The 14,093-nt window shown below is 46.2% G+C and carries 11 protein-coding genes; all 11 read left to right on the forward strand.

Going from position 1 to position 14,093, the window contains the following annotated elements:
• Position 1: 1 nt before the first annotated feature.
• Positions 2–439, forward strand: coding sequence for a division/cell wall cluster transcriptional repressor MraZ (gene mraZ, locus QFZ78_RS37530; RefSeq protein WP_307555139.1), 438 nt, complete (start codon positions 2–4; stop codon positions 437–439).
• A gap of 130 nt (positions 440–569) precedes the next feature.
• Positions 570–1,520, forward strand: coding sequence for a 16S rRNA (cytosine(1402)-N(4))-methyltransferase RsmH (gene rsmH / locus QFZ78_RS37535; RefSeq protein ID WP_307555142.1), 951 nt, complete (start codon positions 570–572; stop codon positions 1,518–1,520).
• A gap of 20 nt (positions 1,521–1,540) precedes the next feature.
• Positions 1,541–1,975, forward strand: a complete 435-nt coding sequence (locus QFZ78_RS37540) for a septum formation initiator family protein (RefSeq protein WP_307555144.1) — start codon at positions 1,541–1,543, stop codon at positions 1,973–1,975.
• A gap of 16 nt (positions 1,976–1,991) precedes the next feature.
• Positions 1,992–4,274 carry a penicillin-binding transpeptidase domain-containing protein gene (locus tag QFZ78_RS37545; protein ID WP_307555147.1) on the forward strand — a complete coding sequence of 761 codons (2,283 nt, stop codon included), beginning with the start codon at positions 1,992–1,994 and terminating at the stop codon, positions 4,272–4,274.
• Between the two features lie 85 nt (positions 4,275–4,359).
• Positions 4,360–6,288 (forward strand): stage V sporulation protein D, encoded by a 1,929-nt coding sequence (locus QFZ78_RS37550; protein WP_307555149.1) that lies wholly within the window; start codon positions 4,360–4,362, stop codon positions 6,286–6,288.
• A 110-nt stretch (positions 6,289–6,398) separates the two neighbouring features.
• Entirely contained in the window at positions 6,399–7,886 is a 1,488-nt protein-coding gene (locus tag QFZ78_RS37555) for a UDP-N-acetylmuramoyl-L-alanyl-D-glutamate--2,6-diaminopimelate ligase (RefSeq protein WP_307555151.1), read from the forward strand.
• Positions 7,883–9,313 carry a UDP-N-acetylmuramoyl-tripeptide--D-alanyl-D-alanine ligase gene (locus QFZ78_RS37560; protein WP_307555153.1) on the forward strand — a complete coding sequence of 477 codons (1,431 nt, stop codon included), beginning with the start codon at positions 7,883–7,885 and terminating at the stop codon, positions 9,311–9,313. The genes QFZ78_RS37555 and QFZ78_RS37560 overlap by 4 nt, the downstream gene beginning before the upstream one ends.
• Before the next feature lie 99 nt (positions 9,314–9,412).
• The gene (mraY, locus tag QFZ78_RS37565) at positions 9,413–10,348 is read left to right on the forward strand and encodes a phospho-N-acetylmuramoyl-pentapeptide-transferase (protein ID WP_307556106.1); all 936 of its coding nucleotides are present in this window, start codon (positions 9,413–9,415) and stop codon (positions 10,346–10,348) included.
• Positions 10,349–10,351: 3 nt separating this feature from the next.
• A complete protein-coding gene (gene murD / locus QFZ78_RS37570) occupies positions 10,352–11,746 on the forward strand; it encodes a UDP-N-acetylmuramoyl-L-alanine--D-glutamate ligase (protein WP_307555155.1) in 1,395 nt (464 codons plus the stop codon).
• Positions 11,747–11,845: 99 nt separating this feature from the next.
• Positions 11,846–12,943, forward strand: a complete 1,098-nt coding sequence (gene spoVE, locus QFZ78_RS37575; protein ID WP_307555157.1) for a stage V sporulation protein E — start codon at positions 11,846–11,848, stop codon at positions 12,941–12,943.
• Positions 12,944–12,950: 7 nt separating this feature from the next.
• On the forward strand, positions 12,951–14,021 hold the full coding sequence (locus QFZ78_RS37580; protein ID WP_307555159.1) for an undecaprenyldiphospho-muramoylpentapeptide beta-N-acetylglucosaminyltransferase: 1,071 nt from the start codon (positions 12,951–12,953) through the stop codon (positions 14,019–14,021).
• The last annotated feature ends 72 nt before the right edge of the window (positions 14,022–14,093 follow it).

The raw sequence follows: 14,093 nt of genomic DNA on the forward strand, positions 1-14,093 counted from the left end.
TATGTTCATGGGTGAATATCAACATAGCATCGACGAGAAAGGCCGAATGATCATCCCGGCCAAGTTTCGCGAAGCCCTCGGCGACTCATTTGTCATCACCCGCGGTCTAGATCAGTGCTTATTCGTTTATCCGCAATCGGAATGGGCGATACTCGAGCAGAAGCTCAAAGCACTGCCGCTAATGAAATCAGATGCGCGTGCCTTCACCCGGTTCTTCTTCTCCGGTGCAACGGAGTGTGACCTCGATAAACAAGGGAGAGCGAACATTCCAGGCAACCTCGTGGAACATGCCAAACTTGAGAAGGATTGTGTGGTTATCGGTGTTTCCAACCGAGTTGAGATTTGGAGCAAGCAAATTTGGGAAAGCTATGCCAATGAATCGGAACAGTCATTCAATGAAATAGCGGAGAAACTCGTCGATTTTAATTTTGATTTATAGAGGCTTACGTAGAAAGCTTTGCTAAAGCAAAGCTCAGATTATGCTTACGATGCAAGCTTTGCTAAAGCAAAGCTCAGATTATGCTTACGATGCAAGCTTTGCTAAAGCAAAGCTCTTAGGAGGACACCAAGTGTTTCATCATGTGACGGTACTTAAGGAAGAATCTGTTGAAGGTTTACATATAAAGCCGGATGGCGTTTACGTGGATTGTACGATGGGAGGAGCAGGGCATAGTTCCCTGATTGCCTCTAAATTAGGTCCAAATGGCTTACTGATTGCACTAGACCAGGATGATGTCGCTTTAGCTAATGCTCAAACCGTGCTAGCGCCCTACCTGGATCGCGTGAAAATCGTAAAAAGCAATTTCAGAGAGCTGGAGCAGGTGCTCCAAAATGAGCCTAGAGCACTTCGTGATGGCAAGCCGCAGGTGGATGGGATTCTTTTCGATCTTGGCGTATCATCTCCACAACTTGATGATGCGGATCGTGGTTTCAGCTACAACCATGATGCAGAGCTTGACATGAGGATGGATCGTTCGACGGAATTAACTGCCAAAACGATCGTAAATGAGTGGCCTGCAGACCAAATTGCGCGAATATTGTTTGAGTACGGAGAAGAAAAGTTTTCCAGGCGGATCGCAGGCGTCATTGTGGAAGCTCGGACCAAACAACCCATTGAAACCACAGGTGAGCTGGTGGAATTAATCAAGGAAGGGATTCCCGCTGCAGCGAGAAGGACCGGCGGTCACCCAGCGAAGCGAAGTTTCCAAGCGCTGCGTATCGCGGTGAACGATGAGTTAGGAGCTTTTGAAGAAGCACTGGAGCAATCACTCCGTTGCCTGGCCCCACAAGGCAGAGTTGCTGTCATTACCTTCCATTCACTGGAAGATCGCATATGTAAACAATTTTTTGTGAAAAACGTTGAAAAATGTACCTGTCCTTCGGATCTTCCATATTGCGTTTGCAAGAAGACCGGAGTTGTAAAATTAATCACACGAAAACCAATTTCACCAAGCGAACATGAGCTTGAAGTCAATCAAAGGGCAAGATCCGCGAAGCTGCGAATCGCTGAAAAACTTTGACACAAGGGAGGAAATAAAATATGCCATCATACATCCAAGGCAATTTGGCTCTCGATCCAAAACGTTCGGCCCCAGCACCAAAAGTGAAGATAAAAGAAACAACAAAGGTTGTTTATCGTAATAAAACGTTACCGACACAAGAGAAAATGCTTTATTTATTCACTGTCATCCTTTGTGTCATTGTGGCAGGAGTTATTATCTGGCGTTACGCAGCTATTTATCAGATGAATGCCAATATTTTGAAAATGCAAAGTGAAATTCGTGAGATGCAAGCTCAGAACAGTGCTTTGAAGCAAGAAGTAGAGAAACTGCAAAGTCCTGAACGTATGAAGGGTGAGGCGGTACGGCTTGGGTTTAACATAGGAGATGAAAAGAAAGTAAGTTTAGTCACTTCAGAGAAATCAAAATCAAATACAGGCAGTAGCAAAAATAATAAAGTAGCTTCTAAACCGTAATGGGCAGGTATTCGATATGACAAAAAAAATTAAGTTGCGATCGTTGCTAATTGGAGGGTTCTTTACCCTTCTTTTTGTTGTCCTTATTTCTAAAGTCTATTGGATTCAAGTGGTAGAAGCTTCATGGTTACTAGAGAAAGCCGAGAAGAAATGGGAGACAGATAGGGTGATAAATCCGGTAAGGGGTTCGATCCTGGATCGAAACAATAAAGTGCTTGCCGTGGAAGCAACGTCGTATACCATTGCTCTTAATCCTAAAATGATTGATGGCTATCATATCGCTGAGGATGTTACGCAAGGATTAGCGGAAATTTTGAAAGAATCGGATGAAACGAAGCCTACACTTGTCAATAAAATCCGTGAGCGCGCAACGAAAATGAAGCCGGATGGTACGGATTTTGCAGTCTATACGGAGATTAGAAATGAAGGTTGGAAGATTGAGAAAGAGAAAGCTGATCAAGTTCGTACGTTAATTTCAGAGCTTCAAACAAAACTCAAGTTAAGCGCAAAAGCTAACGTAGGAATTAATATTTTAGAAGACAAGAAACGCTATTACCCAGGTGAAACGCTAGCCGCCCACATTCTAGGGTATACGAATAAAGAAGGCGAAGCTGCCCTAGGATTAGAACTTAAACTAGATCAAACCCTGAAGGGTGTTCCTGGGATGTTAAGCTATGAGAAGGACGGGAAGGGTGTTGAACTTCCTGATTCCAAAATCAATTTCAAGCCAGCGCAAGACGGGAACAATGTGCGACTCACAATTGATAAAAATATACAGTTTTATTTGGAGAGCGCGCTGGCTAAAGTAAATGACAAGTGGCACCCGAAGAGCCTGACGGCGATTGCTGTTGATCCACAGACGATGGAAATTCTGGGAATGGCCAATACGCCTACCTTTAACCCCAATGTCTATTGGACGATTAAAGATCAAAGTGATTTCAAAAATAATGCGTTAGCCTCTCGCTACGAGCCTGGCTCTACGTTTAAGTTAGTGACGTTAGCTGCTACAGTAGAAGAGGGTCTATTCAATCCCAATGAAATGTTCCAATCAGGTATGATTCGGGTACAGGATAGAGAACTCCATGACCATAATCGGGTTGGTTGGGGAAAAATCTCTTTTTTGGATGGCCTAAAGCGTTCTAGTAACGTTGCTTTCGTCAAATTGGGTGTGGAAAAATTAACTCCCCCTAAGCTGAAGGATTACATTTCGAAATTTGGGTTTGATCAAAAAACGAATATTGATATGCCGAATGAAGTTTCCGGTTTAATTGATATGAAATATCCATCTGAGTTTGCAACAGCTACTTATGGGCAAGGCAAGGTCGTTGTTACAGCCATTCAACAAACAGCCGCTTATGCTGCGATGGCCAACGGTGGTAAATTGATGTGGCCACACATTGTTAAGGATATTGTCGATCCGAAAACTGGGAAAAGCATTCAGTCTTTTGCGCCACAAGTCGTTAGGCAAGTCGTGAGTGAAAAGACAGCTAGTATGGTGAGCGGATATTTAGAACAAGTTGTATCTGACCAAGATATTGGTACAGGTAAGCTTGCATTTATGGAGGACTACCGTATCGCAGGAAAGACAGGAACAGCTAACTTAGTCCTTCCGGGTGAAAAGACTTACTCCACGGATTCGTGGGTTATTTCCTTTATTGGATACGCTCCTGCTGAAAATCCTCGTATCTTAGTAACATTGATCGCCGATCAACCTGATCTAGGCGGCAATTATCACTTAGGAGGGCAGGTATTAGCTCCTGCTTTTAAAGAAATTGTTGGTGAATCCTTGCAGTATATGGGTGTTGCATCAAATAAACAAACGAAAATGGTAGCGAAGGAAGCGAATAAGCTAAAGGTGCCTAATTTTGCAGATGTGACAGCAGAAAGCGCCAAGGCTACGGCAAAGGAAATCGGTTTGTCACTTGAGGTTTTCGGTAAGGGAGCCAAGGTTGTGGATCAATTTCCGAAAGCAGGTACAGAAATCTTATCTACACAACGAATATATGTTGCGATGCAAACTGTTGACGAAATGCCGCTGCCTAACTTGGTCGGTAGATCACTTCGAGATGCTGTTGAAACCTGTTCCTTCTTTAAAGTAGACTGTCAAACCTCCGGTGAAGGTTATGTCTCGGATCAGGCCACAACGGGAGAAGGCGAGGGGAGAAGTGTGACGTTGCAGCTCAAACCATTAAGCGATAAATCATCAACTGCAAATTCATCAACACCTACACCATCGACAACTCCGGTGTCGAATACGAAAACAGAAGCGCAGCGATCTACGGCTAAAAAGACACCTTAACGGAGAGCTTGTTCTAACCCCTGTTTGTCCCGAATAGTCATGTTAGGAATGATCTTGACTTATTGGGAAGGGAGACTGAACGTTCATGCGTGTTTCTAACGTTACCGTTCGTCGCAGATTGTTTACTGCGCTCATTATTGGCACTGTCATCTTTACAGCACTTATTCTCCGTCTAGCTTATGTCCAGCTATGGATTGGACAAGACTTGGCGAATAAAGCAGAGGAGAGTTGGCGGAGGGAAGTTCCGTTTGCACCCAAGAGAGGCGAGATTCAGGATCGCAATGGGATTTCTTTAACTTACAGCATGAGTACACCTACTATTTTAGCCATACCCATACAGCTTCAAGATGCCCGCAGCGTAGCAGCCAAGCTTGCCGAGGTGCTGCAGGGCAACGAAGAGGAAATTTATCAACAAATTACGAAGAAAGCCTCGAAAAATTATATAAAACCATCCGGCCGCAAAATAACAGTTGAGAAAGCACAAGAAGTTCGTAATCTTCATCTACCAGGTATCGTTGTAGCAGAAGACAACAAAAGGTATTATCCTTTTGGAACATTAGCTGCTCATATTCTCGGTTTTGCTGGGATTGATAAAGGGTTGACAGGAATTGAAGCGAAGTATGACAGTCAGCTAACCGGGATTCCGGGAAGTATTTCCTATATGGCTGATGCGGCTGGTAGGCAGCTTAAGGGCACGACAGACACCTATGAGAAACCAAAAGACGGCCTCAATATGAAGTTGACGATTGACAGTCATTTGCAGTCTGTGATGGAGCGAGAATTAGATCAGGCTATGGTACAGTATCAGGCGCAAAATGTCATTGCCATCATGATGGATCCCAATAATGGAGAAATCCTTGCCATGGGCAGCAGGCCTACGTATGAGCCAGGCAATTATAAGGATTATCCGACGGAAACCTATAACCGAAACTTACCGATTTGGAAAACATATGAGCCGGGTTCAACCTTCAAAATTATTACGCTAGCTGCAGCGCTAGAGGAAAAAAAGGTTGATTTAAAAAATGAACAATTTTTCGATCCCGGATTTATTGAGGTCGGAGGGGCTAGACTCCGCTGTTGGAAACGCGGCGGTCATGGTAGTGAAACGATGCTGCAAGTCGTACAAAATTCCTGTAACCCCGGATTCGTCGTTATGGGACAGCGTCTAGGCAAGGAAAAGCTGTTTGATTACATTTCAAAGTTTGGCTTTGGGAAGAAGACGGGGATTGACCTCGGCGGCGAAGAAAACGGCATTATGTTCAAGCCGTCTCAGGTGGGTCCAGTCGAACTTGCGACGACGGCATTTGGTCAAGGGGTATCGGTCACTCCGATTCAGCAAATTACGGCTGTTTCTGCGGCTATTAACGGAGGAAAACTTTTTAAACCTTATGTAGCAAAGTCATTTACGAATCCGGATACGGGTGAGATCGTTGATGTTGTAGAGCCTGAGCTTGTACGCAATGTCATCTCGGAGGAAACATCGAAACAAGTACGCGAGGCGCTTGAAAGCGTTGTTGCTAAAGGCACAGGACGCAATGCGTTTATCGACGGCTATCGCGTAGGCGGGAAGACGGGAACAGCGCAGAAGGTCATTAACGGACGTTATTCGCCGGATGAGCATATTGTCTCCTTTATTGGCTTCGCGCCGGCCGATAATCCGAAAATTGTCATTTATGCTGCTGTGGATGATCCTAAAGGGATTCAATTTGGAGGTCTGATTGCAGCTCCGCTTGTGAAGAATATGATGGCTGATGCTTTGCGATATATGAAAGTCGAACCGGATAAAAACCAGCTTGATAAAGAGTATCGCTATGGTGAAATTCCGGTTGTTGAGGTGCCGGACTTGGTTGGAGCCTCAGTTGATGATATATTAGAAGATCTGAACATGAATTTTAGGCTGGCTAAGTCTGGCAGTGGCAAATATGTGATTAGTCAAGCGCCGAAGCCGGGCTCCCGAGTAGATCAAGGCTCTACAATACGCATTTTTCTCTCGAATAATGCACCGCCGCAGTAATGTGGTTTAGTTGGCTGGAAAAAAGATTTGCGAGTAAGACATGTTTAGCTTTTCCATAGGCATAAAATTGTCAATAATAGGTAGCAATAACGTTAAGGAGAGGGTTGCTCATGAAACTTCAGGAGCTTGCTTCCGCACTGCTCATTACCCACATACATGGAGATGCTGAAACAGAGATTACTGGGATTGAAGCAGACTCTCGTAAAATTAAAACAGGGGATTTGTTTTTATGTATCCCTGGACTGACAGCAGATGGTCACGATTATGCCCCAAAAGCGATTGCACTTGGGGCTTCTGCGCTTGTAACGGAAAGAGTGCTTGACTTGCCAATTCCTCAGCTTGTTGTGAAAGATGCGAGATATGCAATGGCGGCTTTATCAGCCCATTTCTATGGCTATCCCAGCAAAGAACTGAAGTTAATTGGTATTACAGGTACGAATGGCAAAACGACATCGACTTATTTAATTGAGAAAATATTGCGGGATCAAGGCTTTACGACGGGACTTATGGGAACGATTCAAATGAAAATTGGAGATACGTATACGGAAATGGAGCGCACAACGCTAGAAGCCGTCGATCTACAGCGCAGCTTTCGGCAGATGCGTGAACAGAAGACGGATTACTGCATTATGGAAGTGTCCAGCCATGCCTTGGAATTAGGTCGAGTAAAGGGCATTCATTTCCGTTCAGGTATTTTTACGAATTTAACGCAAGATCATTTAGATTATCACAAAACAATGGATGCTTACGCAGCGGCAAAAGGCCTGCTCTTCTCTAGATTGGGGAATGGTTTTTCTGCCGATCTCAAGGAGCGTCAGTATGCTATTCTAAATGCGGATGACGCTGCTTCCCATACGTTCAGTAAGCTGACAGCCGCGCAAATTATTACATATGGGATAGAGAGCGAGTGTGATGTAAAGGCGGCAAATATTCGAATTACAGCCCAAGGCACGGAGTTTAAGCTTATTTCCTTCGCGGGAGAGGCTTTTTTCAGAATGAAGTTGGTTGGTAAATTCAACGTTTACAATGCGCTCGGGTCCATTGCTGCGACACTTGCTGAAGGGATTCCCCTTGAAGCGATCCGGAATAGTTTAGAAGATATTACGGTAGTAGATGGACGCATGGAGGTTGTGAATGAGGGACAGGATTACTTAGTCTTGGTTGATTATGCGCATACCCCAGATGGACTAGAGAATGCCCTGTCTACTGTACGTGACTTTGCTGAAGGTAAAGTAATCACGGTGTTTGGCTGCGGTGGTAACCGCGACCGCACGAAACGTCCACTAATGGGTAAGGTTACCGCTAAGTATAGTGATTATTTATATGTGACTTCAGATAATCCGCGAACGGAAAATCCAGATGCCATTCTAGCTGATATCGTTCCTGGTTTAAAAGAGGTAAATTACCCAAAGGAACAGTACGAATTAATCGCGGATCGCAAAAAAGCGATACAAAAGGCTATTGAAGGGGCAGGCCCTAAGGATGTAATATTGATAGCGGGAAAAGGCCACGAAACGTATCAGGATGTCATGGGGGTCAAGCATGATTTCGATGATCGATTGGTGGCTAAGGCTGCGATAAGGGGGAGAGAACGATGATAGAGCGCACGCTGGAACAAATGACAGACATGCTAGGCGATGAGAGAGTGCAGGTGTCCTGGGCGTCAACACCAAGGGACATTCCAATAATAGGCATATCTACCGACACACGAACAATACGACCAGGAAGTCTGTTTGTACCGCTGATCGGTGATCATTATGATGGTCACGCTTATGCCGCAGAGGCTTACAGCAAGGGCGCTGCGGCTGCCTTATGGCAAGATGACCATCCTCACCCCCCAGAAGGCATGCCCATCATTCGCGTCAAGGATACGCTAACAGCCCTGCAGCAGTTGGCTAAGTCTTATCGCAAGCAGCTGCCGGTTCGCATTATTGGCATTACGGGGAGTAACGGCAAAACGACAACCAAAGACTTAGTTGCGGCCGTTTTGGGTAGTACGTTTCAAGTGCATAAGACGAAGGGAAACCTGAATAATCATATTGGTTTACCCCTCACGCTGCTCGAGCTTGAGGAAACTACGCAATTTGCTGTGGTCGAGATGGGGATGAGTGGACGTGGCGAGATCGATCTGCTATCCCATCTGGCCGAGCCGGAAGCGTCGATCATTACGATGATCGGCGAATCGCACATGCTTCAGCTTGGCTCGCGGGAAGAAATCGCTCGGGCTAAGGCCGAAATCGTTAGTGGAATGCCCAGCGGTGGGCTGTTCGTCTACAACGGCGACGAACCACTTATTGAACAGGCCCTCGCGGAGCGAAGCCTCGACGGGCAGGCAGCGGAGTCACCAACTAGCCTGCCAGAGGGGCTGCGCCGTATCCGCTTTGGCAGCGGCGCGGACAATGATCTGTTCCCGACCGACATCCGGATGGATGCGGACGGGGCGTACTTCCAGATCAATTCAACGGGTTACCCAGAATTGTTCATTCCCTTGCTTGGTACGCATAATGTAATTAATGCGTTAGCAGCCATTGCCATCGGCGAAGCCTTCGGCGTCTCGCCTGAGGGAATTACAGCGGGGCTTCGCTCGCTGCAGATGACAAGCATGCGCATCGAGAAGCTGACAGCAGCCTCGGGGCTGACTGTGCTTAACGATGCGTATAACGCCAGCCCGGCATCCATGCGGGCTGCGATTGACTTGACCGAGCAGCTGCGCGGCTTCGGTCGCAAGTTCCTCGTGCTCGGCGACATGCTGGAGCTTGGCGAGCACGAAGAGCAGTTTCATCGCGGCATTGGCCGGGTGTTGTCTCCGGAACGTGTAGACTACGTCTTCACGTTCGGCCGTCTTGGCCGCTTCATCGCGGATGAAGCGGCTCAGCAATTCCCGAAGGCTTGCGTGCGTGCCTTCGATGATAAAGAGCAGCTCGCGGCAGAGCTCGCCGCAATCGCACAAGCTGAGGATCTTGTGCTCGTAAAAGGCTCGCGAGGCATGCGTCTCGAGCAAGTGGTTAATGCCTTACTCGCCTAGATGGTGCTTGTAATTAATTATAGGATGAAACAGTAGATCGTTTTCGAAAGACGAAAACGAGCAGGGGGAACCAACGTGGAAAACGCAATTTTATTAACGATGGGCGTAGCTTTTGTGCTTGCGCTTATTATGGGACCGCTTTTTATACCCATTTTGCGGCGTATGAAATTCGGACAACAAATTCGTGAGGATGGCCCGCAAGGACATCTAAAGAAACAAGGGACACCGACGATGGGCGGGGTCATTATTTTACTCGCGCTGGCGCTTGCTACGCTTCGTTTTGCTGATAAAAATACGGATCTTCTAATCCTGTTAATAGCCTCATTAGGCTATGGATTAGTAGGCTTTCTCGACGATTATATCAAAATTATTTTCAAGCGCTCACTTGGTCTTACAGCGAAACAAAAGCTGTTCGGTCAGCTCTTGATCTCCGCTATCGTCTGTTACCTGCTTGTCATGCAAGGACAAAGCACGGACTTATATATTCCATTTGTGGCGTTCCACTTCAACCCGGGCTGGTTGTACTTTCCGTTAATGGCTATTCTTATGTTGGGTGCATCGAATGCGGTGAATTTTACAGATGGTCTTGATGGACTGCTTGCAGGGACAAGTGCCATTGCTTTTGGTGCTTATACGGTTATTGCTATGAATAATACGCAGCCAGAAGCGGCTATATTTTCGGCAGCCATGGTAGGGGCCGTACTGGGTTTTCTTGTTTTTAATGCCCATCCAGCCAAAGTATTTATGGGTGACACAGGCTCGCTCGGGATTGGTGGCGGCCTTGTGGCTGTTGCCATTTTGACCAAAGCTGAGCTGTTGCTTGCTATTGTTGGCGGTGTGTTCTTGGTTGAAATCCTTTCTGTTGTGATCCAAGTTGTTTCTTTCAAGACGAGAGGCAAGCGTGTTTTCAAAATGAGTCCGATCCATCACCACTTCGAATTGGTGGGTTGGTCGGAATGGCGTGTTGTTATCACATTCTGGGTCGTAGGTCTCGTGCTTGCTGTACTCGGATTATATATGAATGAGGTGTTGTAGAGCATGAAACATCCGCGGGATTATCGTGGACTTGAAGTCATTATTTTGGGCTTGGCTCGCAGCGGTGTCGCTGCAGCTAAGCTTTTTCATCAAAAAGGAGCCTTGGTCACGGTCAACGATAAAAAAGAGCGAAGCGCATGCCCTGAAGCCGACGAATTAGAGGCTCTGGGTATTTCTGTTGTATGCGGCTTTCATCCGGAGTCCTTGGTGCATGCGGGTATTTCTCTCGTTGTGAAGAACCCAGGAATTCCATATACGGTTGAGCCGATTCGCAAGGCAGAAGAGCTAGGAATCGAAGTCGTGACTGAGGTTGAGGTTGCTTATCAATTCTGTGAAGCTCCAATTATTGGTATTACGGGTTCGAATGGTAAGACCACAACGACAACATTGATTGGTTTAATGCTGGACGCAGCTGGTTTATCTCCCGTTGTAGCGGGTAATATTGGGCGTGCATTAACAGAGGCTGCGCCTGAAGTTACAGCTGATAACTGGATGGTTGTTGAGCTCAGCAGCTTTCAACTGAAAGGAACGACTTCTTTCCGTCCTACGATTGCACTTTTGTTAAATGTGTACGAAACTCATTTGGATTATCATGGTTCGATGGATGACTATATCGCTTCGAAAGCTAGATTATTTGCAAATCAAACCGAAGAAGATACGGCGATTCTGAATTGGGATGATGAGGTGTGTCAGTCTTTAATTCCTAATCTGAAGGCTAAGCTATTCCCTTTTTCTATGAAAGAGAAGCTCTCTTTTGGTGTCTACTTCGATGTAGAGACAGAGGTCATTGTTTACGCAAATGGACTAGGCCAAGTGCAGCCGATTATGCCGGCAAGTGAAATGGGGATCCCAGGCAGCTTTAACGTCGAGAACGCGTTAGCAGCGGCGGCAGCAGCCATTACGGCGGGTGTTCAGCTGGATGCCATAGCAGATGTGCTTAGAAGCTTCCAAGGCGTAGAACACCGTCTGGAGCTCGTTAGAGAGCTGAATGATGTGACCTTCTATAACAATTCCAAAGCCACGAATGCAGCGGCTTCGATAAAGTCAATCGAGGCGTTTAACCAGCGTGTTGTCTTAATAGCAGGAGGATTGGATCGTGGGTCGGATTATATGGAACTTCTGCCTACTTTCCGTGAGCGAATTAAAGGTATCGTTACTTTAGGTCAAACGAAAGAGAAAATTACGCATATTGCCAAGCTGGCAGGGATTAGCCGCATTCAAACCGTCGATACTGCTAAGGATGCAGCGGACGCGGTGTCGCAAGCCGTTCAGCTAGCCTGGCAAATGAGTGAACCCGGAGATATTGTTCTACTTTCACCTGCTTGTGCAAGCTGGGATATGTTCCCCTCCTATGAGGACAGGGGACGCATGTTTAAGGAGTCCGTGCATAACCTTTAAATAGGGCTTATCCACATATGCTGTCTGGCTGGCGATACTATCGCTGCTTGCTGATAGGTATCATGGATGACGCCCACAACACACGAAGAGGTGTCTGTTATGGGTAAAGCACGGTCCGCTCCTGACATTTGGATTATTATTCCAACCTTGTTGCTTTTGACAATTGGCGTTATTATGGTTTACAGCGCTAGCAGTGTTCTTGCGTTTCGCGAATTTGGCGACTCCCTGTATTACTTGAAACGTCAATTTATCTTTGCTGTTTTAGGTGTTATCGCCATGTTTTTTACGATGAATGTTGATTATTTAGTTTGGAAAAGGTTTGCCAGATTAGCGCTTTTTATTTGCTTTGCCATGCTGATTATCGTTCTAATTCCCGGCATCGGGGTTGTTCGAGGTGGAGCTAGAAGCTGGTTAGGTATTGGTGCCTTCGGCATTCAGCCGTCCGAATTTATGAAAATTGGGATGATACTCTATCTATCCAACATGTTATCTGAGCATCAAGCGAAAATAACATTATTCAAAAAAGGCTTATTGCCACCGCTTGGCATCATGGGCTTAGCGTTCGGTCTCATTATGCTTCAGCCAGACCTTGGAACAGGTGCCGTTCTCGTCGGAGCATCGCTGCTCATCATTTACACTTCGGGGGCGAGATTGCTTCATCTCTCGTATCTAGGTATGATAGGGGTTGCGGGTTTTATCGGGCTCGTCATTGCTGCCCCATACCGTTTGAAGCGAATTACAGCATTCTTGGATCCGTGGCAGGATCCCTTAGGTGCAGGTTATCAGTCGATTCAATCGCTCTATGCTATTGGACCGGGAGGTCTTGTAGGGCTTGGTCTAGGTATGAGCCGTCAGAAGTACAGCTATTTGCCAGAGCCGCAAACTGATTTCATTTTCTCCATTATTGCTGAGGAACTTGGATTTATCGGCGGTACGCTTGTGCTGCTGCTCTTTACGATTCTTGTATGGCGCGGAATGCGGGCAGCTATTACTGCTCCGGATACGTTTGCCAGTTTGATCGCTGTAGGCATTATCGGTATGATTGCCGTTCAAGTCATTATTAATATTGGTGTTGTTATTGGGATGTTCCCGGTAACCGGCATTACTTTACCATTCATAAGTGCAGGAGGGTCTTCATTGACGCTTATGCTGACATCGGTCGGCATCCTGCTCAATATATCCCGCTATTCGAGGTGACAGGGGAATGAAAACGATTGTCTTTACCGGAGGAGGCTCCGCAGGGCATGTTACACCTAACATAGCGCTGATGCATAAGCTTGCTCAGTTAGGTTGGGAAATTAAATACATAGGTTCAGCTACGGGCATCGAGAAAGACATCATTGAACGCGAAGGGGTACCTTTTTACTCGATTTCGTCTGGGAAATTACGTCGATATTTTGATCTGAAAAATTTCAAAGACCCTTTCAGAGTGATGAAAGGCGTCTATGAGTCTTATAGATTGCTCCGTCGTTTGAAGCCCGCCATTGTCTTTTCGAAAGGCGGGTTCGTTTCCGTCCCGGTTGTTCTTGGCAGTCGGATGAACAAGATTCCGGTGATTATTCATGAGTCCGATATAACGCCAGGGCTTGCGAACAAAATTTCAATTCCTTTTGCAACCAAGGTTTGCGTTACCTTTCCGGAGTCTTTACAGCATGTTCAAAGAGACAAGGCGGAGCTAACAGGTTTACCCATTCGTGAACACATTCTAAGTGGTAAAGCGTCTCGCGCTTACCAACTTTGTGATTTTCATACACAGAAACCGGTTATTTTGGTGATGGGTGGCAGCCTAGGCTCGCAAGTGATTAACCAAGCTGTCAGAGGCAGCCTAGAGCGATTACTACCTCAGTTTCAGATTGTACATCTATGCGGGAAAGGCAATATTGCGTCAGAGCTCGCCAATACTCGGGGGTATAAACAATTTGAGTATTTGAATGAGGAGCTCCCAGATATTTTAGCAATGACAGAGCTTGTTATTTCCCGGGCTGGTGCCACATCTATTTATGAATTTTTAGTCATGGAAAAGCCGATGCTGCTTATTCCTTTATCGCTGCAGGCAAGTCGAGGAGACCAGATTCTAAATGCAGAATCATTTCAGAAAGCTGGCTACGCCGACGTTCTACAAGAAGAGGCTTTAACAGCCGATACGCTTGCTGAGCGTGTGGAAGCTCTCCATGCGAATCGAGAGACCCACAAGGCAGCCATGCAATCGCGCAAAGAAAGCGATGCGGTTGCATCGATCGTAAAACTGATTGAAACCTATAGCTTATCAACTTGATTTTGCTAAACCGAATAGGCGATTGTCACACTCTATCCGATTTTACATAAACTACACTATAACCGTGACAGA

This window comes from Paenibacillus sp. V4I5 (assembly GCF_030817255.1).
Classification (GTDB): domain Bacteria; phylum Bacillota; class Bacilli; order Paenibacillales; family NBRC-103111; genus Paenibacillus_E.

Excerpts from the sequence above, each read along its gene's own strand:
- spoVE (WP_307555157.1), top strand. The coding sequence starts at position 11,846 with ATGGGTAAAGCACGGTCCGCTCCTGACATTTGGATTATTATTCCAACC.
- QFZ78_RS37540 (WP_307555144.1), top strand. The coding sequence starts at position 1,541 with ATGCCATCATACATCCAAGGCAATTTGGCTCTCGATCCAAAACGTTCG.
- QFZ78_RS37545 (WP_307555147.1), top strand. The coding sequence starts at position 1,992 with ATGACAAAAAAAATTAAGTTGCGATCGTTGCTAATTGGAGGGTTCTTT.
- mraZ (WP_307555139.1), top strand. The coding sequence starts at position 2 with ATGTTCATGGGTGAATATCAACATAGCATCGACGAGAAAGGCCGAATG.
- murD (WP_307555155.1), top strand. The coding sequence starts at position 10,352 with ATGAAACATCCGCGGGATTATCGTGGACTTGAAGTCATTATTTTGGGC.
- QFZ78_RS37580 (WP_307555159.1), top strand. The coding sequence starts at position 12,951 with ATGAAAACGATTGTCTTTACCGGAGGAGGCTCCGCAGGGCATGTTACA.
- QFZ78_RS37550 (WP_307555149.1), top strand. The coding sequence starts at position 4,360 with ATGCGTGTTTCTAACGTTACCGTTCGTCGCAGATTGTTTACTGCGCTC.
- QFZ78_RS37560 (WP_307555153.1), top strand. The coding sequence starts at position 7,883 with ATGATAGAGCGCACGCTGGAACAAATGACAGACATGCTAGGCGATGAG.
- mraY (WP_307556106.1), top strand. The coding sequence starts at position 9,413 with ATGGGCGTAGCTTTTGTGCTTGCGCTTATTATGGGACCGCTTTTTATA.
- QFZ78_RS37555 (WP_307555151.1), top strand. The coding sequence starts at position 6,399 with ATGAAACTTCAGGAGCTTGCTTCCGCACTGCTCATTACCCACATACAT.